Annotated in this window: 20 protein-coding genes; 8 read left to right on the top strand and 12 right to left on the bottom strand. The window is 43.9% G+C overall.

Annotated features, from left to right (window positions below; genetic code table 11):
- Positions 1-11: 11 nt before the first annotated feature.
- From R7Z49_RS04720 to pdhA, 3 genes are read right to left on the bottom strand one after another with little or no spacing between them, the layout of a single operon-like run.
- A complete protein-coding gene (locus R7Z49_RS04720) occupies positions 12-1160 on the bottom strand; it encodes a dihydrolipoamide acetyltransferase family protein (RefSeq protein WP_085568971.1) in 1149 nt (382 codons plus the stop codon).
- The gene (locus R7Z49_RS04715) at positions 1157-2140 is read right to left on the bottom strand and encodes an alpha-ketoacid dehydrogenase subunit beta (protein ID WP_017634235.1); all 984 of its coding nucleotides are present in this window, start codon (positions 2138-2140) and stop codon (positions 1157-1159) included. The genes R7Z49_RS04720 and R7Z49_RS04715 overlap by 4 nt, the downstream gene beginning before the upstream one ends.
- Complete coding sequence (gene pdhA, locus R7Z49_RS04710) at positions 2133-3227, bottom strand: pyruvate dehydrogenase (acetyl-transferring) E1 component subunit alpha (RefSeq protein ID WP_025998586.1); 1095 nt, start codon at positions 3225-3227, stop codon at positions 2133-2135. The genes R7Z49_RS04715 and pdhA overlap by 8 nt, the downstream gene beginning before the upstream one ends.
- Before the next feature lie 65 nt (positions 3228-3292).
- Between pdhA and R7Z49_RS04705 the strand changes: the two genes are divergently transcribed.
- From R7Z49_RS04705 to yegD, 4 genes are all read left to right on the top strand, one after another.
- The gene (locus tag R7Z49_RS04705; RefSeq protein ID WP_127891143.1) at positions 3293-3487 is read left to right on the top strand and encodes a hypothetical protein; all 195 of its coding nucleotides are present in this window, start codon (positions 3293-3295) and stop codon (positions 3485-3487) included.
- Positions 3488-3883: 396 nt separating this feature from the next.
- On the top strand, positions 3884-4204 hold the full coding sequence (locus tag R7Z49_RS04700; RefSeq protein ID WP_005375836.1) for a DOPA 4,5-dioxygenase family protein: 321 nt from the start codon (positions 3884-3886) through the stop codon (positions 4202-4204).
- 326 nt (positions 4205-4530) lie between these two features.
- Positions 4531-5154 (top strand): hypothetical protein, encoded by a 624-nt coding sequence (locus R7Z49_RS04695; RefSeq protein ID WP_086047331.1) that lies wholly within the window; start codon positions 4531-4533, stop codon positions 5152-5154.
- A 121-nt stretch (positions 5155-5275) separates the two neighbouring features.
- The gene (gene yegD / locus R7Z49_RS04690) at positions 5276-6628 is read left to right on the top strand and encodes a molecular chaperone (RefSeq protein WP_025767684.1); all 1353 of its coding nucleotides are present in this window, start codon (positions 5276-5278) and stop codon (positions 6626-6628) included.
- A gap of 339 nt (positions 6629-6967) precedes the next feature.
- Here yegD and R7Z49_RS04685 read toward each other — a convergent pair whose 3' ends face one another.
- Positions 6968-7441: a copper chaperone PCu(A)C gene (locus R7Z49_RS04685; protein ID WP_186585240.1), complete on the bottom strand. Its 474-nt coding sequence runs from the start codon at positions 7439-7441 to the stop codon at positions 6968-6970.
- 93 nt (positions 7442-7534) lie between these two features.
- Positions 7535-7996: a hypothetical protein gene (locus R7Z49_RS04680; RefSeq protein WP_005388493.1), complete on the bottom strand. Its 462-nt coding sequence runs from the start codon at positions 7994-7996 to the stop codon at positions 7535-7537.
- 439 nt (positions 7997-8435) lie between these two features.
- Between R7Z49_RS04680 and R7Z49_RS04675 the strand changes: the two genes are divergently transcribed.
- Positions 8436-9485 carry a Preprotein translocase subunit SecY gene (locus R7Z49_RS04675; RefSeq protein ID WP_171345427.1) on the top strand — a complete coding sequence of 350 codons (1050 nt, stop codon included), beginning with the start codon at positions 8436-8438 and terminating at the stop codon, positions 9483-9485.
- Between the two features lie 95 nt (positions 9486-9580).
- Here the strand turns inward: R7Z49_RS04675 and R7Z49_RS04670 are convergent, their stop codons facing one another.
- Complete coding sequence (locus R7Z49_RS04670) at positions 9581-9877, bottom strand: hypothetical protein (RefSeq protein WP_053307751.1); 297 nt, start codon at positions 9875-9877, stop codon at positions 9581-9583.
- A 149-nt stretch (positions 9878-10026) separates the two neighbouring features.
- Positions 10027-11226: a DUF5666 domain-containing protein gene (locus R7Z49_RS04665; protein ID WP_318111391.1), complete on the bottom strand. Its 1200-nt coding sequence runs from the start codon at positions 11224-11226 to the stop codon at positions 10027-10029.
- An 89-nt stretch (positions 11227-11315) separates the two neighbouring features.
- On the opposite strand from R7Z49_RS04665, the gene R7Z49_RS04660 reads away from it, so the two are divergent.
- The 3 genes from R7Z49_RS04660 (at position 11316) to R7Z49_RS04650 (ending at position 14264) form a co-directional block, all read left to right on the top strand.
- Entirely contained in the window at positions 11316-11984 is a 669-nt protein-coding gene (locus tag R7Z49_RS04660) for a response regulator transcription factor (RefSeq protein ID WP_186585244.1), read from the top strand.
- Positions 11956-13197 carry a sensor histidine kinase gene (locus R7Z49_RS04655; protein WP_186585245.1) on the top strand — a complete coding sequence of 414 codons (1242 nt, stop codon included), beginning with the start codon at positions 11956-11958 and terminating at the stop codon, positions 13195-13197. The genes R7Z49_RS04660 and R7Z49_RS04655 overlap by 29 nt, the downstream gene beginning before the upstream one ends.
- 137 nt (positions 13198-13334) lie before the next feature.
- On the top strand, positions 13335-14264 hold the full coding sequence (locus R7Z49_RS04650; RefSeq protein WP_186585246.1) for an SRPBCC family protein: 930 nt from the start codon (positions 13335-13337) through the stop codon (positions 14262-14264).
- Positions 14265-14410: 146 nt separating this feature from the next.
- On the opposite strand, the gene R7Z49_RS04645 is transcribed toward R7Z49_RS04650, so the two are convergent.
- The 5 genes from R7Z49_RS04645 to R7Z49_RS04625 form a co-directional block, all read right to left on the bottom strand.
- Positions 14411-14866 (bottom strand): hypothetical protein, encoded by a 456-nt coding sequence (locus R7Z49_RS04645; protein WP_025767689.1) that lies wholly within the window; start codon positions 14864-14866, stop codon positions 14411-14413.
- Positions 14867-14878: 12 nt separating this feature from the next.
- Positions 14879-16657, bottom strand: coding sequence for a S8 family peptidase (locus R7Z49_RS04640; RefSeq protein ID WP_318111388.1), 1779 nt, complete (start codon positions 16655-16657; stop codon positions 14879-14881).
- A gap of 248 nt (positions 16658-16905) precedes the next feature.
- Positions 16906-17247: a hypothetical protein gene (locus R7Z49_RS04635; RefSeq protein ID WP_186585248.1), complete on the bottom strand. Its 342-nt coding sequence runs from the start codon at positions 17245-17247 to the stop codon at positions 16906-16908.
- Between the two features lie 10 nt (positions 17248-17257).
- Positions 17258-19171, bottom strand: a complete 1914-nt coding sequence (locus R7Z49_RS04630) for a tetratricopeptide repeat-containing diguanylate cyclase (RefSeq protein WP_186585249.1) — start codon at positions 19169-19171, stop codon at positions 17258-17260.
- A 610-nt stretch (positions 19172-19781) separates the two neighbouring features.
- Complete coding sequence (locus R7Z49_RS04625) at positions 19782-21038, bottom strand: aromatic amino acid transport family protein (RefSeq protein ID WP_017820237.1); 1257 nt, start codon at positions 21036-21038, stop codon at positions 19782-19784.
- Between the last annotated feature and the right edge of the window lie 170 nt (positions 21039-21208).

The raw sequence follows: 21208 nt of genomic DNA, 5'->3' as shown, positions 1-21208 counted from the left end.
ATTTTAATAAGTTACTTTTCGCTCGGACGTTGCAGGTGCTCTGCAAGTACTTTCGTAAACCTTGCAGCTTCACCACCAGTACAAGCGCGATGATCAAACGTTACGGATAGCGGCATTGCTTTCACCGAAATTGCTTGACCATTTCTTATCACAACTCGGTCGAGTATTCGGCCCGCGCCGACAATAGCGACTTGTGGCGGTGTGACGACAGGTGTTGCGTAAATACCGGCAATCGCGCCGAAGTTGGAAAGCGTAATCGTCGCGTGCTGCAATTGCTCACGACCGATTTTTCTCTCTCTGATCCCTTCAACGGTTTGATCGAGCCAACGACGAATATCTTGTGGCTCATATTCATCTGCGTGGCGCAAAACTGGTACGTACAATCCATGACGGCTATCTACTGCAATTCCTACATTGACCGTTGTGTGTACGCAGCGTGTCATGGTTTCGGCATCAAACCAAGCGTTTAAAGCAGGCTCTTCTTGACACGCATGAACAATAGCTTGAACAAGGCGGATACTGATATCTTCGTTTGGCAGCCAATCTTCCAACAACGCTTCTTCCGTAATGGTTACGGCTGCAACATGTTCATGCGATTCGGTCATAGACGACACCATGGTACGTCGAGCGCCTTTCAAAACTTCGGTGCCTGGACGCTGTTTTCCGGCTTCGTCGTAAATATCGGCATCAACGATAAGTCCGTTCGGGCCACTACCTGACACGAGGTTAAGATCTACCCCAAGTTTTTGTGCCAACAAGCGAGCCGAAGGCAGGGCGGTAACGAGGTTGCTTTCTGTCGTGTTGTGGTTGCCACCAATCCAGAAATCATCAACGTTAACATGATGCGCTTGGTGAGAAACGCTACCGACGACGGTTGCGGCGTCAGCAGTGGCTTTTTTCTCTGCCATTACTTCTCTCCCGGCACCTGTTTCATCAATCTCTAGCAGTAATGCACCAATATTGACGATTTCACCTTCCTCACCATGACGGCTGACCACACGGCCCGAATAGGGGGCAGGGACGTCTACCGTCGCTTTTGCTGTCTCTACGGTTAAGATCACTTGATCTAATTTAACCATGTCTCCGACATTAACGTGCCATTTGACAATTTCTGACTCAGCGAGACCTTCACCGAGATCGGGTAAATTAAACGTCTTCATTTCCAATCCTCCACGAGTTCGCGCGCCGCGGTCACAATGTCTTCTTCCTGAACCATGAAATAATCTTCGTTACGGTAATAAGGCATAATGGTGTCCATTCCAGTTACTCGTTTAGGTGGGGCTTTAAGTAAGCACATGGCATGTTCAGCGGTTCGAGCTAATAGCTCAGAGCCCACACCACAAGTTTTACTCGCTTCATGAACAACGAGTAAACGTCCAGTTTTTTCTAGTGAGCTGAAAATCGTCGCGGTATCAATTGGCTTAATACTCGCCAAATCAATCACCTCGACTTCAATTCCCTGACTAGACAAGGTTTGCGCGGCCTGAAGTGACTCTACGACGCATGCGCCCCAAGTAACGAGCGTGATATCTCGCCCCTTACGCAAGGTGAAGCAGGTGTCGAGTGGGAGTGCTTCGCCGTTATCAACGACTTCAGATTTAACGGTGCGATATATGCGCTTCGGTTCGAAGAACATGACGGGATCATTGCTTCTAATTGCAGCGAGAAGTAAGCCGTATGCGCGTTGTGGAGAAGAAGGAATCACCACTTTAAATCCAGCAGTGTGAGCAAATAGCGCTTCCACGCTTTCTGAGTGGTGTTCCGGAGCGTGGATACCGCCGCCAAATGGCGCACGAAAAACCGCGGGACAAGTGAGCCGACCGCGAGTTCTGTTACGCATTCGAGCCGCGTGGCACATTAAGTGCTCCATCGCAGGAAAAACGAAACCTTGAAACTGAAATTCGGCGACAGGTCGTAATCCTTGCGTTGCCATACCGACCGCAACCCCGCCGATTAAGGCTTCAGCGAGTGGCGTATCGATGACTCGTTTAAGACCAAACTCTTGCTTGAGTCCAACAGTGGCACGAAATACACCACCATTATCGCCCACGTCTTCACCTAGTACGACAACATTGGGGTCTTGTTGCATTTCGTGGTGCAGGGCAAGGTTTACTGCTTCAACCAACGTTAGCTCAGCCATGTCTGCCTCCCTGCATTCTCATTGCCTTGTTGATGAGTTCATCTCTTTGTGCATGAAGCTCTTGAGGTAGCGATTCATACAAGTAATCGAAACCGGTTTCTGGTGCTTGTGGCGGTAAGCTCAGATAGCGTTCAACAGCTAACTCTACTTGCTCTTTACAGTAATCTAGCCATTGCTGTTCTTGTTCGTCGCTCCAAGCGCCTTGATTAAGGAGATACGTTTTAAGGCGTGCGATAGGTTCGTATTGCCATGCAGTTTGAACATCATCTTCTTTACGATAACGAGTCGCATCATCGGCCGTAGTGTGGTCACTCAGTCGGTAACTCACCGCTTCGATGAGTGTTGCGCCTTTCCCTTTTCTTGCTCTCTCAAGGGCGGTTTTAGTTGCATCATAAACGGCGACGACATCGTTACCATCGACAGTAATACCCGGTATACCTGCACCTTGCGCTTTTTCTGATAAGAAATCGGCGGCACATTGGAGACTACGCGGCACTGAAATTGCCCACTGGTTATTGTTTACGACGAAAACAAGTGGAATATTCCAAGTACCTGCGCAGTTTATTGACTCAAGAAAGTCCCCTTTGGATGTACCACCATCGCCGCACATGACTAGCGCAGCTTCATGGTTACCTTGAATTTTTAGCGCGGAAGCCACCCCGACAGCATGCGTACATTGCGTCGCTATGGGTACACAGTAGGGAAGGTCTCGGCTAGGAACCGGACTGCCCTCAGGAGCAAAATCACTCCCGCGCTCATCGCCACCCCAGTATTGAAGGTTCTTTTCCATGCCAATGCCACGACACCACATCGCAGGCATATCGCGGTAGTAAGGGACAAACACATCATCGGCTTTAAGTGCTCTGCCGACCGCAATGCCTATGGCTTCCGCGCCTAAGTGTGAGGGATAGGTCCCTAGCTTACCGGTGCGTTGCAAGGCAACTGCTTTGTTGTCGTAAGTGCGAGTTAATACCATATCTCGGTAAAACCCGACCAATGTTTCAGTGTCAGCCCAGTTGGGTAGTTGGCCGACTAGGTCCCCACGATGGTCGATAAACCGATGCATGGGTAATGCCTGAACGTTCATCTCAAGCTCCTTTTGACGCTGCGGGTCTTTTGGACTGCAGCTGTTCATACAAAACCAGAGTTTGTATGGGTACTCAAACTCTGATATCAGCGCAAAGGCCATACCTAAGGTTGCGTGTGCTTTCGATAGCGGTAGGCATCTGTTCGTCCCTTAAACTATTTGTCGATAACATCGCTGCGACCATTTCACCGCAAGATACAGAGAAAGGCTTTTCTGTATCTAACCCTCTAACTAAATCGTGGTATAGCCAGATACAATAAGTGTAAACAAATTGTTAAATTATGCTTCATTTTGACTTTCGCTCAGTAGTAAAGTTTTGCTTACACCCTGATTTTGCAGAGTAATATGCTGCTATTTTGTTGGTGGTATTTTTAAACTCGAATTTAATTACTGGTTAATGAAACATATTTGCAACAAAATTTGGCTGTAAAATTTGACAAAGTGAGTCATTATTAATGAATCAACTCAAACAGTTGCTATATGATGAATTGCAAATTTTTGTTGTGCTCGAAGCCTCGACCTTATGAGAATGCATAACTTCTTCCCAACTGAGTGGAATCAAGGTAGGGTGACGGCATTACAAATGTATACCCTCGGCAGTCCTTGAGCTTATCCAAAGTAGGTGGTGCTCAAGCGGAAGTGATTATGGAGAAGTTATGTACCACGCTCATGTTTATTTTCCCCTAAGAGAACAAGATAAAGCGCAAGCCTTGAACGAGATCATCCGTCAAGAGCGTCAAGATGTGCTGCGTGTGTTTCCATTAGTTGGAAGGTTAGTTGGCCCACACAAAATGCCGATGTTTGAAATTCACCTAGAATCATTGAGTGAAGAGTTCTTGGCGTGGCTTGATACGATTCGAGGCGATTTTTCTGTGCTCATTCACCCAGTAAGCGAAGAAGAGTTGCTCGATCACACAGAACGCGCGATTTGGTTGGGCAGAGAGATTGGTGTATTTGAAGAAAAATTAGAGAAATAGTTGCTCCTCTTGCCCATGCATGGCCGCTTTGAATCCTTCTCTTCTCATTGCGGTCACAGCTTCTGCTTAACGCCTCATCTTCATTGATGGGTGCGGAATCCCTCTCTTACGCTTTGCTGTAGTTATTTTTGTGCTAAACCTAAAAGTAGGCTTTCGAACTTCACGCACAAAGCGTGAAAATGTTGCTGTTTAGCATGCCATTAAATGAATTTTGGTGGTAATAAAATAATAAGTCTTTGATAAATCAAATAGGTATAGCAGGGAAGTGCAGTTTACGACCCCAACGCCATTGGCAGTGGCGCCGATAATTTATGAGGGGGAAGGGTATGTTTTCAATACTCTTGGTTATACTTGCACTCTATATATTTTGGCTGTTGTTTCGCAACGGGCCTGCGTTTGCCGGGCGTACCGCTCAAAAAAAACGTGACTGGGTTGGGCCTACCGCCAACAAAGAAGAATGGCGAGGATTTTGTAGGGATGTATTTCAGCCGTTCAGTTCTCAAACGACTTTCTACGCTATTGCTTATTTTGCCAATTACGTAGCAGCAGCGAACGCAATATCTTGGTCAACGATATACGAAGGCGATTATCCGGTCATCATAAGCCGATTTGGTAGCTACTTCATTTTAAGTACGCATGATGCACTGGTCGTAGCTGGGTTTATTGCGCTTGCTTTCTTTATCATTAATTGGCAACTTGCCATGCGCTGCTCTGGTATTCTTAGCCAGTATCTAGTGCGGATTCTTATTATTAATCAAAAGCGCTTTGTCGCGATTAGCTTGGTGTTTTGCAGCTACTTTTCGTACCTACTGACGCTTGGTATATTCTGGCTGTTCCATGATGGGTATTCAATCTGGCATGGATTAATGCTTAGCCCTGTGTTCCTGCTGTTAGCTTTACTGGTAGCGGTTGTTGTGCCATCTGCAAAAAGAGAAAGTAGTGTACCTTAGATAGATTTTCCACGTTAAATTACACTTGATTTTGGGATAGTAATTCTTATGCCATTAAGTTAGCATTGCCAGCTTTTTAACGCTCAAAAGGCCACTAATCAGTGGGACAGTGGGAGAAACAATGTTTATCGGCTTTGACTATGGTACTGCAAACTGTTCAGTGGCTAAAATGGAATCGGGTGATCCAGTACTGCTTAATCTGGAAGGAAACAGCCCTTTTATTCCTTCCACCCTTGCTGCACCGACTCGTGAATCGGTATCCGAGCATTTATTTCGCCATCGAGATATTAAACCATTAGATCAAGTTGGTGAGCAGGTTTTACGCCGGGCAATCAATTTAAACCGAGAAGAAAGTATTGACTTAGAATCCGACGACATCGCGTTTGGTCAGGCTGCACTTAATCTCTATTTGGAAGATCCTCGCGATATCTATTATGTGAAATCGCCGAAGTCTTTTCTTGGTGCATCTGGCTTGCGTGATGTGCAATTGGCTTTCTTCGAAGACCTTGTCTGCGCGATGATGGACAATATTAAGTCTCAAGCCGAAAACGATGCGCAGCAAAGTATTACCGATGCTGTGATCGGCAGACCAATTAACTTTCATGGGCGTGGCGGTGAAACGGCTAACATTCAGGCTGAACGCATTTTGTTGCGGGCAGCGAAACGTGCGGGCTTCCAAAATGTGGAGTTTCAGTTTGAGCCTGTCGCGGCGGGCCTAGAGTATGAAGCGACACTCAGCGAAGATAAAATCATTCTAGTAGTCGATATTGGCGGTGGTACAACGGACTGTTCGTTGATCCAAATGGGACCGTCTTGGCGCGGCAAAGCAGATAGGACCGCAAGCTTGTTAGCTCACAGTGGCCAGCGTGTCGGCGGGAATGATCTTGATATCGCGCTAGCATTTAAGCAGCTCATGTTCCCTTTTGGCATGGGAAGTAAAATGGAGTCAGGTATTGTGATGCCGACTACCCAATTCTGGAACCCGATAGCAATCAATAATGTAGAAGCGCAGAGTGACTTCTATTCGCGAGAGAACCTATCAGCGTTAAAGTTGCTTCAAAAGCAGGCTCAAGAGCCAGAAAAACTTGCTCGTTTGCTAGAGGTGTATCATGAGTCTTTAGGCTACAACATTGTTCGCCGTGCCGAAGAGGCAAAAGTGGCACTTTCAGAACAAGCTTCTTACCGAACTGGCATCAACTTACTATCAGAAACGATTGAAGTTGATGTACAACGTGACGAAATGATCGAAGCGATCCAGTCGCCAAAGAATAAAATGACGGCGTTGGTGACAGAAGCGGTAGAGCAAGCTGGAGTTAACCCCGATGCTATCTTTATGACTGGAGGTTCGGCACGCTCGCCAATCTTGCGCGATGCGGTTCAAACCGTACTGCCAAGTATTCCGGTTGTCAGTGGAAACTATTTTGGCTCAGTAACTGCGGGCTTAGCTCGTTGGGCTGAGGTTTGTTTCAAGTAGAAAGAAAACTAATTGCGCTATGGGCATTGTTACCAAATTTATGACTTCGCTTAGGCTTATCAAATGATGGTTGGAAGATTTCGCTGAGAGATTGAGTTTCATGCGAGTAGGAAACCTATTTGGGATTCTTAAATCTTTTAACGTCATTCTGAACAGTGAGGAACGAGCGTGATTTAGAATCTCTTGCCCGAGCACGCTGTTATGATATATGACCCCGTTTCGCCAAGCGTTATTTATCACCATTGTTCTGAAGATCGAGTTAGGACCTATTGGATAATGATTTTGACTAAGCTGAGATAAAAATGCCCGCTAAATCAGCGGGCACTTTTGTTTGCGTCATTAATGATGCATGTGTTTTTCCATGTGGCCTTGTTTCTCAACCGCCATTTCTACTTCCACTTTACCCGCGTTTTTGAATGTTAACGTCATAGGGAAGCGGTCGCCTTCTTTGAGCGCTTGTGTTGGATTGAAAATCATTAAATGGAAGCTGCCTGGTTTAAACAACACAGACTCATTGGCTGGAACGCGCACTTCGTCAATCTTAATCATTTTCATCACACCATCTTCTTTCTTATGCGTGTGAATTTCGACATGTCCTGCGATTGGGCTTTCTGCTGCGATCAATGTATCTTCACTGTCACCGTGGTTGGTTAATTGAAAAAAACCACCGATAACAGGTGCGTTTGGTGGCGCTTCGCGGCTCCATGGATGGTCGATATGAATTTTTCCTGCTTCATAATCGTGCGCTAAACTCAGTGGGCTAGCGATGACAGCAATAAGCGCGATAGCGGCGGTTTTTAATGATTTAAGCATGTGTTTTTCCTTTTGAATGAATAGCTTCTCTGAATGGACAACAAACAGAGTCATCGTTATTTTTGGATAAAGTTGTTAATGATTAGATGCCTGTTAGGCAGGAAAAACACTCGGCGGAGAGTGCTTAGGCGCGATGTGTTTGTAAACGAGCTTATCGCATTTTGAAAAGTGATAAGTCGTCAGTGCATACTTTACTCGGCGCAGCCAATGGATCGTTGTCAGGTAAAGCCCAATCGCAACTAAAAGAAAGAATTGAACAGCTTGAAGAAGCGGGCATTCAAACTGGAAGCCGTCGTGTAAGTTAAGATCTTGGATGAGCTTAGAAGAAGATTGAGCGTTAGCCTCAATCAACGTATTGATATCCACCCATTTGAAACCATCTGCGGTACACAGTAAAACCTTTTCACTTTGGACTTTGTTGAGCCAAGTTGTGCTGTGAACTTGTGTAGGGTTAAGAGCGGCTGTGGATGCTAAATACAACTGAAACAACACCGCGATAATAACCGCAATAGCGTGCAAGCGATGGTGTTTGTGCTGTATTAGAGTGTTTTCCATACAATTGAGTGCTTATCTTCTTCGGCGCGGGATACTAACAAATTAACCAAACAATGTAATTATCAGTTTACTAAAAGGTGATGCAAGTGTGCATTATTTGTTTTATTGCCTATTTTTAACGCTTTAATGTCTTGATTCGGCTGACATTCACAACCTCCAATTCAACTTGTCAGTCTTGCTTAGTCGCTTCTGAAGATACCGAATTAATCTCTCTTATATGTCACTGAAGCTTCGGTTAGTGGGTGTCGTGGTGGTGTTTTTACGTGCTAGATTTGGCTGATATCGATTCAAAATGCACACCGAATCTTCACTTGTTTTCCATTAACGGAATTATGACAGTAATTTAATAAAGGATACGGTATTCTGCGCTCCTTTGTACATGCCAGAAACGTCCGTCCTACTTAGTCGGAGGGGCGATTAATCTTAAGAAATTTCTCAAATGAAATACGAACAACAGATTGGATATCGATACCCTAAAGGTCGATTTGCCATGGTGAGTGTATATGCATTCACCGGTGCTGCGATTTTAGCATCGACTATTTTTTCTCTATTGCTATTTTTGTCTATCGACGAAAACCCGATGATGCAAACCTTATTTGGTGGTTTAGCGATCATTTTTGAAGCGGGTAAATTTTACGCTTGGTATGAATACGGTGAGCGCCGAGCCCATCGCAACTACACAGGAGCAGCAACCGCTCTCGTGTTTTATTTAGTTTTAGCTGCGATTTCCATTGGCGGTAGTATTGGTGGGATTAATAGTGCAACCAATAGTGCACAAAGTCATATTTCGGTAGAGCAGGCGAAAGTGGAAGCGTTTAATCGTCAGATTGCGGCAATCGATAAGCAGATTGAGCTCAACAATATGGCAGCGCAGAAATACATCGAGATGGAGCGTATCGCGACTGGTGTAACTCGCATTCAGGATCAAAACAAAACCTTACGTGAAGAGCAGCAACGCTTGGCTATGGAGCGTGATAGTTTACCGCCGGTTACGCAAGGCTCAGTGATTGGTTTGATTGATAGCCTAGCCAACGCATTTGGTACCACCTCTCAGCAAGCTCAGCTTGGCTTGGTTGTATTTCTTTCGATTCTTTTGGACTTCTTTGCTGCATTTTTTGTTGGCTTGATTGGTGAAGAGCAACGGTTCCGATATTTCTATCGCAGAAATGAGGGCATGATATTGAAAACAGTTCGCGATATAGACCCAGCGCCTGCGGGTTATCTTCCTCATATAAAAGAGGAAGAAGAGCAAGAAATACCAGCTGCGCCGGAGCCAGAAGAACCAAAGGAACCGAAAACCTTGTTAGAGCAAGTTAGCGATGCACTTAAAACGCATCAAATTACGTGCACCAAAAAAGCCGTTGCTAAACAGTTTAGGCTGTCTGCGGAAGAGGTAGACAAGGTATTTGAAGAATTGACAGAGCTCGGTTTAGTGGGGAAAAAAGCCAACCACCATTATCATTGGATAGGTGAAGCAGAGACCGCATAATTGGTTATCTATTAGAGTTCGGAAAGAGCGTCAATCGGCGCTCTTTTTTTGGGAGGGGGGAGTTTCGCTATTAAAGTTAACTACAAGAAAGCGTATCAATCTTTATTGAGCTTTTTGGTTACGTCTTTCATCGTTTTCTTCTCTTTTTCCGGTGTCATTGCATCAACAGCTTTACCCGCCATCCCTTCATCTGGCAATTTGTCTTTTCCTGCATCAACTGCGGTATCTTTCAGTGCCTCTTTAGGCGTACAGCGACCCCCAACACCAACCACGGCTTTTGTCGCAGCGGCTTTAGCTGCCTTTTCTGCATCGCAGTCAGGATCCATAACGCTAGCTAAGCTCGTGGCTGAACCAAAAAACAAGATTAACAAAATGAGGTTGCGTTTTTTCATAGTCGTCACCAATGTTGTGAAACATAGGTAAAGTGTAACGGAGAGAAAAGGCTTTGACTGAGAATTTGTTGGTTTGAGCTTGGGAAGCAAAGTAAGGTGAAAAGAAAAAGTGCCACCGAAGTGACACTTTTTCTTAAGCGTAGAAGGGATTAGTTGTCGTAAACGTCTAACTCCACTTCACGGGCAATATTTTGGTCGTTAATGATCACACCTTCGACTTCGACACGAGCACCATTTAGGTTAAGTTCTTCAATGCCTTGGAAGCGTGTTTGCGCATCAATCACAACGGTGGTGTTACTTAGTACTTGATCAGCATCATTCTCACAATGCTCGATTTTAAATGCTCTTGAATCAGCATCGTAGTTTGATACATAGCCTTCACATTCAAACTCTTTACCTCGCCATTGGTTGTCATTGTCAAACTCCGACCGCTCAAATTCGATGACGGTAGCGGTGCGTTTGCCATTTTTCATCACAGAGGTCACTTCTACTTCTTGACCTTGTTCTAGATTAGCTTTGCTACCATCCTCAAAGCGTGTTGCGTTATCAATGAAGAAGGCTCCTCGGTAGTTTAGAGAGAACTCACTATAATCCTTGGCAACCCAAGTCACGATACCTTCCACATCGCTGTCATTTTTTAGATCGTCGTAGTCTTCAACTTCTACCTCATTTGCCATGAAGATGCCGTTTTGCATTTCACCTTCTACTTCTACCCATTGGCCGATGCTAAGTTGGCTAATGTTGTCGTAAGATACGGTTATATTTGTACCAAGCTCAAACGTGCCAGCATTTTCATCGGTACTAGTAATGTGACCTTCCAGTTCGTAGTAGCTTCCAAGGGCTGGGTAATCGTTATCTACGTCGATTTCGACCACAGACAACACTCGATAGCCCGCATCCGCAGTCGGTAAGGATGACACCATCACCCAGTCGTTGATCTCTATATCATCACTTAAACCGTCAAACTGCAGCTCTATGCCGTTTACCGTGAATTTTTTCTTCACATGATCAATCGCTGTCACACGTCCAGTAATGGTTGGTTCAAGTGTGACTCGGACGCCATTGCCCGAAGCTTGCCGAATATCTGAACCCACGCGAACCACCATTTTGGGTTTTACATCGGCCAATTGCACTTGTGTGTCGTCATAAACCACCTCAGACACACGATACGTATGTCCATTGACGGTTAACGTGCTTTCTTCAGCGTTGACCGCTTCAACAGAGCCAATCGCTACACTTTGTTTCACTGCTGGTTGAGTTTGTGTGCTATCGCTATTGGTGCCACCACCTGAACCACCACAACCAGACAATGCCAAACCTACTACAGAAATAAGAGCGAGTTTTTTCATTGTATTAGCCTCAATTTACGAGCGAGTTTAGGAAATTGCCTGTATCTTATTGGGCATATCGTGAAGAGATCGTGAAGAAATTTGATTTTATGAAAATTTTAATTGTAGATGACAACCATAACGTCTCGGAGACGATTGCAGACTATCTTGAGCTCGAAGGCATGATTATCGATTGTGCGTTTCATGGAGAGGCTGCGATTAAGTTAATCGAGGAAAATCATTACGATGTAATCATCATGGATATCATGATGCCGAAGCTCGATGGCATCAGTACGGTACAGAAGCTTCGACAAGATAAGTTATGTGGAACGCCAATTCTCTTCCTAACGGCAAAAGATACGCTAGATGACAAAATCGCGGCTTTTAAAGCGGGGGGAGATGATTATTTAATGAAGCCATTTGCGATGGAAGAGCTCAGTTTGCGTGTTCATGCTTTGGCTAATCGTGGTCCAAGACAAGATATCGGAACGCTCAAATTTGCAGATATTTGTTTAGATGCACGTACAGGAAAAGTAACGAGAAAAGACAAAGAAATTAAGCTGAGTCGAATTCAAGCTAAAATTTTAAAATTGCTCCTCCAACGTGCGCCAGCAGCGGTCTCGCGCGCAGAAGTGATCGATAGTGTGTGGGGAGACGAACCACCTGGAAGTGATGCACTTCGTAGCCATATTTACGGTTTAAGAACCGCGTTAGACAAAGGTTTTGAAGAATCACGATTAGAGACTATTCATGGACAAGGTTACCGACTTAAAGCATAACGAATATCCAAGCATTTATCGCAAGATCCGTTGGGGTTTTGGGGTCATGACGTTTGTGATGTTTACTCTTTTTTGGTCGCTGATTTATGTGGCAGAAAACAAACTGGAAGTGCTGAGTTTACATCACTGGCTAGATACTGAAGCTGCGCTTTATAGTGAGAATTTCGAGAAACAGGGCTGGGATGCGCCATTGCCAAACGTATTGGAATTCAACTCATATTGGAGTGAAGCACCGACACCGGATTGGTTGCTCTCTTTTACTTCACCTGGTTTTTACGAATACCTGCTTGGTGAAGAAGACAAACACTTTGTTGTATTGAACCATCCCTCAGGGAAGGGGCTTATGTACATTGTATTTCAAGATGACTCAGATGATTACTTGGACGAATACGAAAGCTCGTTGCATCAGTTTACGCTGCTGCTCGGTGGTTTGTTTTCATTTGTCATGGTTGGGTATGGCATTTACATGGTTCGAATATTGTCTCGGCCATTAGCGCAAATTGAAGACAAAATTAGCCAAATGTCACCGGATCAACCCGCTTTCCAAGTTGAAACTAAGTTCAGCGAAACACGCCAGATAGAGCAGACTTTGCTGGATAATAAGAACGATATCGCGGGCTATTTCAAACGAGAACAAGAATTTAGTCGTTTTGCATCACATGAGTTGAGAACGCCAATTATGGTGATAAAAGGCTCAACAGACATTCTGACGCGTATTCCTGATCAACCTCGAATTGCGCAAAAAGCCATCACGAGGATGCAGTCAGCTTGTGACGAGATGCGTGTACTGACAGAAGCGTTTCTCTTACTTGGTAAAGAGAAAATAGAGCCTCAGCATTACGGAGAGCATCAGCTTCTCACTTGTTTACAAAAACAGTTGGAAGAGCTAGCGCCTTTATTTGCCAAGCAAGATTCGAATTACGCTTTGCACGAACAACATAGTGGTGTAGTGAAGGCACCAGAGAGTTTTGTGGCCATTGTTATCAACAATCTGATTAAAAACGCCTTTAGCTATAGTGTGGGAGATATTGAAATTGAGTTGAAAGGTCATGCGCTTAAGATCCTAAATCGTCACGATGGCAACGAGACGTACAACGCTGGTTATGGTTGTGGGCTTGTTATCGTACAACGAATATGTGAACGGATGGGATGGGCGTTAGTACTGGACGATGATGGTGTTCGATTTAGTGCAAAAGTGGAGTTCTGCTCTTAGCTTTGCGCGTATTGATTCAAGTGAGAATTAACGCTCTGGATTTTTCTTGTCATACGCATCTAACCCGCAGTCAAACAAGAAAAAACTGGAATTTGAATTAGACTGAAGTTAGTGAAGCGGAAACTCGAGGAACCGTTATGCTCTCTTATCAGGTCAGCCGAAGTATTGAAATTAATAAGAATCAAAGTGAAATTATTGGCTATCTCAAGAACTTCAATAACTGGCCCAGCTGGTCACCATGGATCATTCTTGAACCAAGCTGCGAGCTGACATTCAGTGATAATCAGGGCCACGTTGGAGCTGGTTATCAATGGAATGGTCAGCGTATTGGGACTGGCGCGATTGTACTGGAAAGTACTCAAGAGCATCGATTAGATATGGAGCTGCATTTCTTTCGCCCAATCAAGAGCCATGGAAAGGTGACTCTAATCGTGACGCCGTCACAAAATGGCTGTTTAGTCGAATGGCAAATGCAATCTCGCGTCCCTTGGTACCTGTTCTTTCTGAAAAGTATGTTTAAGTCGATGATAGAGATGGATTATCAACGTGGGTTACGCATGCTTAAAAGTAAGCTTGAAACCGGAAGAGTGCATTCAGACTTAGTCGAAATTGGTAACCGAACGTTGCCTCAAATTCATTATATTGGGGTCAAGGGTGTGGCTAGCTTGCAGGAATTAGGTTCGGTAATTGAGAAGCATGTTCAGCAACTAGAACAGTTAATTAGTGACGAAACCCTATCCGTGAATGGTGAATTGTTTTGTTATTACGAGTCGATGGATATGCAGAAAGGAACATTCGAGTTTATCACTTGCTTTCCTCTTCATAACTCAGTACCAGCGCCTCAAGGGGCGGTTACCGGTACCATTCCTGAGAGTGAAACATTTGTCGTTGAACACCGAGGTGAATATCAGTTTTTGGGAAATGCATGGGCGTTAGCGATGAACTTGGTTCGTCAGAGTGGTATGAAAGTCAAAACCAGTCCTTTAGGAATCGAACGCTATCTGAATAGCCCGAAGGAAACCACGGAAGAAGAGCTAAGAACGGAAATTATTTTGTTTAAGAAATGACAGGCGCAGGCGAGTAGGGTGTTTAGGTATCATACTAGTTATGCGAAATGTTACTAAAGAATAATAGCGTATCTGTTCCTACCCATAAAAATGCCTCAGCAATCGCTGAGGCATGGTTTTACAGGCCAACTTCTCTTGTTAGAGAATTATTGTGCACGGTATTTACCGCTGTTTAGTTCAATTTTAGACGCTTTTACCCGGCTGTCTGCGTTTAGGTAGTCGCTAATACTTAGCAGATCTTGATCTTGAGATGCTTTTAACACCGCTGATTCCCCCTCTGCGAAGATAACTTCTAATTTTAACTCTTTGGCGACTGCTTTCGCTTCGTTAGGATTGTTTACGGTGATGTAAACCAGTCCAGTGGCTTTGGATACGTTACTAAACGCATTCTTAAACACCTCATCACCCGCTTGAAGTTTTACGTCTTCAGATAGGGTTCTAACAGTGCCAGTTTGCACTTTTCGATAGTCTTGGCCATTAATCTCAACCGCTTCTGATGGCACAAACAGTTCTGGTGCAGGTTGTTGAGAGAGCTGTTGCTCTGCGTATACACTCGACGTCATGATAACGAGAGCCAGCATAGAAAATGATTTGTATTTCATGTTATTGACTCCTTAGTGTCCAAATATGCGCATCGACCAGTTCTTAATAACACCGGGTTGAGCGTTGTTTGCCATCGGAACGTCATGGATGGTGGAAGAGTTGAAATATGCAATGTAAGAATAGACTTCATCGCCGTTCGTATCTATTGCTCGCAACGTCCATTCGCCTTTTGCATCTTCGCCATAAAATTGGTTAGACAACATTAATTGATCTTTGTAGCCTGTAATCGTTGGATCAAGAGATTGACCAACAAGACCATTGCGCGGTGTTTGCAAAACGGAACGAGTCCCTGATGGCGAAATGAGCTCAATAGCTAAGTCGGGCAGACGAGCGTGGTCCAATGTCAATGTCACTTGAACGGATTCTACTGTCAGCTCATCGGCAATGGCGATACTTGAAGAACCACCAACTAGACTTGCATCGGGTACACTTACTTCTGTAGCGTTATTAACCCATGGCGTAATGACTTGAGCTGGTAAAACACGATTCGTCATGCGAGCACGTTGCATCGCTTCATCTAAATCTACAGCGCCGAAGCCATAAAAAGTATGGAAATCTACGCCTGCTGCGTTTTTCTGCCAAGGGGCAATTGCCTCGTAGCTAACCTGTTCACCTTTATGGTTAGTAAATTCAAGCTGTACGCCTGGATGCGCTTTATCCGTTACTTTTGCTGTCTCCGCTAGTAAAGCACGTACATCACGAGCAGAAAGTGCGTGGTTGGTTGACATGATTGCCGCGATGGCACCCGATGTGTTTGGCGCAGCCGATGAGGTTCCGTTCATCGTACTGGTATAGTTACAGTTCGGATCGAGCTCCGTTCCGCCGTGTAACCCATTAATGCCAAGGCCTTCACTGGTATTTTGCCCTTCTTCACAACCCATTAAATCAGTGGTGACCATAGCAGGGAAATCTTGCCCATATTCACCTGCTGGTGCTGCAACCCACACGTTCGAACCCACCGATGAGTAACTCGCTCGCGTACCATCCGCTCGTAGTGCACTAGTGACTAAATTGAAGTAATTGGCGTTATCATAAGACTGAGCAGAGTTGTGCATCGGTAAGCCTTGATTGTCTCCACCAGCAAAGAAGTTACTTGGCAATACGAAGAATCGCCCTGCATTGAAATAGCGGTAACCATTACCTGCTGACTTTACAAATACAGCACCTCGACCCCAGGCGTTACTCTCGCTGACGTTTTTCATCACGTCCATTTCAAGTTTTAGTTGAGGGTCGCTTTCATCAAAAGTAATCGGGTTTATAGGGCTGAAACCGTAACTTTGGTTAAATACGCGAACATCACGTGTTGCTGGGTCCATGCCATGGGAGATTAACCAACCTTCTAATGTCTGGTTGGCTAACCAGTTAAAACCAATGAGGGAAGAGTGAGAAGCGACACCGCGTCCGCCTTCACCGTTGTTGCCGACGGCGCTAATCAAACCGGCTACAGCAGTGCCATGACCATTAGTATCAACCGGATAACTTAGTGGGAATGAAGAGTCTTCGACGAAGTTTCTGCTACCTATAACTATATTACCTGCAAGGTCGGGGTGATCGATCTGCACTCCAGAATCAATGACGGCAACTTTCACACCAACACCTGCAATCCCCATTGCCTGAGTGAGCTTAGTGTTTAAGTCGTTCCCAGCAACAGCAGGATTAGCCGCAAACGCAGTTTGCCCCGTGTTGTCTAAGTGCCATTGTTCAGAATAGAGTGGATCAAACGCCGAGACGGCAGGTGCAATGCCTACTGCCAACATAGCGGCAAATAGGCGATTAATGCGTATTTCCATTTTTGACCTCATGTCTTTGTTTGGAATTTTTTAGTTCCTGTTTCATATTCCGCTAACAGGAACAAACAAAGCTAACGACAAAGAATAAGGACGAAAACCATTTACAACTTGTTTACATTAAAAGTTCGATGGACAACATAAGTCTTTGTTAATTTACTGAAACTATGAGGTTTTTATATGTCGTATCGAACATGCATGAAAAGTGAAAAGCAGAAAATACGAGTGTACCGTCTGCTTCAAGAGAGGAGTTATTTAGTTGAAGCGGGTTGAATAGTTGCCATTGGTTTCTTAGGTTTGGCTTTTTCCTTAGGCAGCACGTTATCAATCCACTTTTTAATGTACAACTTATCGAATTCTTTATCACACCACTTTTTGTTTAATCCACGTCGATTGAACTCAGCACCAATCGCCACTTTGGTTTGGTTAGTTGCACGGTTGTAGTAGAGAGTTTCACATAGTTGAGTGTTACTCATTTGCTGGGCATATACGTTGACACTGCTGCTGCGCATTCCCAGTTGAGATGCTTGCTGATTACTGCACGCCATAAGAAATAGAGGCGCAAAAGTAATAATGATTAGATTTTTTTTCATGTGTGCTTTTTTATGATGTAGGGTGAATGATGAACTGGTTTCTGCCAGCTTGCTTCGCATCATACAAAGCTTGGTCTGCCAAGAAAAACCACTGATCCCATTCTTGTTTAATTGTTTGTGCCGACAGTTTGTCCACTGCTCCAAGGGAAATTGTCGCGCTTAATGGTTTAGAGTCAACCACCAATGGTGTGTTTTCAACAGTATATCTCAATCGCTCCAAAAACTTAGCGCAATCTTCAACTCGCTGTACTTCGAATAATAGGACAAACTCTTCTCCACCCCAACGAATGAGTAGGTCACCAGAGCGAGTGGATTCATTAAATAGCGTGGCAATATGAGTCAGCATTTTATCGCCAATATCGTGTCCATATTGATCATTAAAGGTTTTAAAATGATCGACATCTAAAACGGCTAAGGCAAATGTTCTATCTGGGCTTCTACGAGCCATTTTGTCCAACCAAATGTGAAGATAGCGACGGTTATGCAGTTGAGTTAATGGATCGGTAGTATTTTCTTGAGTGAGTGCTTTATTAATACGTCTAACGCGCAGTACGTAACGAAAACCAACGACTCCAATTGCCGCAATAGCGATAAAGTAGAACATTTCTCGATAGCGCTGTGAACGCAGTTCAGAGGCTTGTAGCGCATTTTTTGTTTCTAGCAATTTGAGTTCTTTCTGGGCTAACTTAGCTTCGAGGTCAAACTTAATGTTAATCATCTCTTCACCATGAATATGATGAGAAAACTCAGCCTCTAGCTCTCTTAATTGGGTTAAATAATGAAAAGCCGCTTCATAGTCATTAAGAATTTGATGAGCGTTTACCAGTACCGAAAGCATATCAATACGCTGACGCAGCTCTAATTCACTGGTTGATTTAGTTTGTTCTAGAATGTTAAGTGCTGTTGTAATAGCTTTATCGTATTGTTTGTTTGCGAGGTAAGCCTCTGCAAATGCCTCGTAACAAGACGTTTTTAGCATTTCTAGATTTTTTGGAATGGGCAGGTCTACGCAACGTTGTGCGACCATTAATGCATCATCAATTTTTCCTACCGAGCTCAACATTTGTGAAAAGCTGGATAAAGAGTGGTGCTTGACTGTGTCCGACCCCGTTTGCATTGAAAGTCGAATGGCTTCATTGAAATAATATTCCGCTTTTTTGTTATCTCCGAGGCTCGAGTGAACGATGCTAAGGTTTGCGTAGATAACACTCATAAAAAAGCTATTATCGTATTGATATTCGCTCTCTAGGTAAGTGTCGAGGGCTTGCGTTAGGTAACTGTTGGCCCGAGCCCAATCTGATGCGTCGATGTAGACCGTCCCAATGTTGTTCAGTGTCATCGCGACTTGTATTTCAAACACTGTTTTTTCTAATAACTCATAGGCATTGCGATAATATTTTAGGCCACTGCGTAGTTGATTTCGAGATACTTCTAGATTGCCTAACCAGCGGTAAGCACGGCCTTCTAATGCTAGATAACCAAGATCACGGGCTGTAGAAACAACGTCATGGAGTAACAATTCTGCGTTCCAGTTATCGTCTTGCTCAATCATTGTTACAGCCTTATTGAGCTGTGCTTCAGCGACGACCCATTCCAAATGGTGCTTTTTACCGAATTCGATTAAATCGGGCATATCTTTCGGTAATGGAACTCCTTCGTAACGCTTAAGGTACTTTCGTGCAAAGTAATACAGAGCAAGAGACTCCGCTGATGCATTCTGTGGCGCATTTAACTCATCTTTTTGAATTGATCGCGGCTTACCCATCGAGCGAAAGTAGAGTTTTAACATGGGCTTGCTTTCTGCTGAAATGTGTTCTTCCAGATAAGCTTGCTTTTCGGTACTCGCCAGTACGTTGGTGGGATGCAAGAAAAGTCCAAGTGCAGTACAAAGTGCGCAAGCCAGTTTTTTAATTGAGAAGTGCATGAGCGTATTAATAAAATGTGATCTCTTAACCGAATACCAGTTAAGTCTACCATTTCTTGTAGGTTAAGTGCGGATGGATTCCCAGTGGCAAAGTGTTTTGGGAGTGAGATACGAGAAGGATCTCTATAATATTATGATTTATAAAACAAAATCTATTGAAAACTTATGCAATGATTAGGCGATGGTATAGATAAGGTAACGATGACAGGTAGGCGAGCATATTCGGTGGACTCAATCTAATGATTTAAACCGCGGATTCATCGCTCAAAATCAGGGCGAAGTGTAAAAAATTACGTTTCTGTCATAAATATTTAATGTTTGTATGGGTTGTTAAAAAACTGGATATTAGACATAGTGTTATTAAGCCAATAAAAAATGGCTTTTATAATAAATAGGAGATTAACTATGCATAATGAAATGATTCAACCTTCGCACTTCGGCATTATCGGCCGTACCTGCATCGCTTCAGTACTTATGATTGCGGGTGTTTTCGCTCTTATTTAAGAGTCAAGGGTAACGATGATTACCTTTTAAAGAGTAAGAAAATTCAGGGAATCACCTTAACCTTGTGTAAGGTATTCCCCTGAAAATCCAAGCTAGTCTTTAGTTATTAGCTGAAGAAGCTAAAAATCAATGCACTTACCGCCACAATGCCTGCTGCTAGAACAAAGTAAGTAGAGACATTTCCTCGATATTGTTTCATCGCCTCGATTTTATACACCGCTAACATTGGCATAATAAATAAGATCATTGCAATAACAGGCCCTGACAATGCTTCCATCATACCAAGAATACTTGGGTTCATGATCGCGGCCGCCCAGATTGAGAAGAACAGTGCTGCCACGCTGATACGATCAACACGCTTCTCAGATAGGTTAAAATGCTTGTTAATTAAACCATTTAAGCTTTCACGCGCACCTAAAAAATGCCCAAGGAAAGATGAAGTGATAGCAACAAACGCTACTAAAGGACCAAGTGTTGCAATAAATGGATTATCGGTTGCGTTCGCTAAGTAAGACAATACGGATACGTTTTGTTCTTTTGCTTGAGCCAATTGTTCAGGTGACAGTGTTAGTACACAGGAAAATACAAAAATAAGAACAAAGGCAATCAGCATAATGCTAGTGCGACGAAGAATAACTTCGGATTTGGCATCTGCCTGCTTACCGTAATGGCGACGTTGTACATTTGCAAAGCTTGAAATTGCAGCTGCGTGACTAAACGAGAAAATCACTACAGGAACTGCTAACCACATAGTGCTAGCAAAAGCTGACGCTTCTGGCACATCCATGACAGGCATGGTCCAGTTCGGTATTAAGTAAAATGATAGAAAGGCAAGAATGGCAACAAGTGGGAACACCATGATGGCAAAGGCCCGTAGCATTACTTTTTCACCCGCCATCATAATAGCAATTAGTGCAAACACTAGTACGCCAGAAAGCAAAGGTCTAGGTAAAGAAGCCATATCAGCCTGATTTACCATGAAGCTATCTACTGTGTTTGTTATTCCAACCCCATATATCAACAGGATCGGGAAGATCGAAAGAAAATACAGCAGTGAAATAGAACGACCTGCTTTTGCGCCGAAGTGCTCTTCCACTACATCAGTGAAGTCTGCGTTTTTGATCTTAGAAGATAGTACAAAACGAGCTAAGCCACGGTGCGCAAGATAGGTCATTGGAAAAGCAAGTACTGCCATCGCGACTAAAGGCCAAAAACCACCAATCCCAAGGTTAATTGGCAGAAACAGGATGCCTGCGCCAACGGCTGTTCCAAATAGGCTAAGAACCCAATGTGTATCATGTTTTGACCAAGCTGTGGTTGTGTTTATTTCACTAGGATTTAAGGCATTTCGAGATTCTTTCACTTTAAAACTCGCTTTTATAAAAATAATAATGCTGAAAATGGTAAAGGTTTTAGTGTTTATTATCACACGCGAAGCTTGGTGAATAATGCTGTGAATTTGGGGTGGTTGTAAATTATCCAACTATGAATTTTTCAATAAACCAGAATAAAGTTCTTAAATGTAATGCATTT

The sequence above is a fragment of the Vibrio sp. 1562 genome, from assembly GCF_033340155.1.
GTDB lineage: Bacteria > Pseudomonadota > Gammaproteobacteria > Enterobacterales > Vibrionaceae > Vibrio > Vibrio alginolyticus.
Note: the sequence above shows the minus strand (reverse complement) of the source record. Positions and strands in the feature narration are given on the sequence as shown.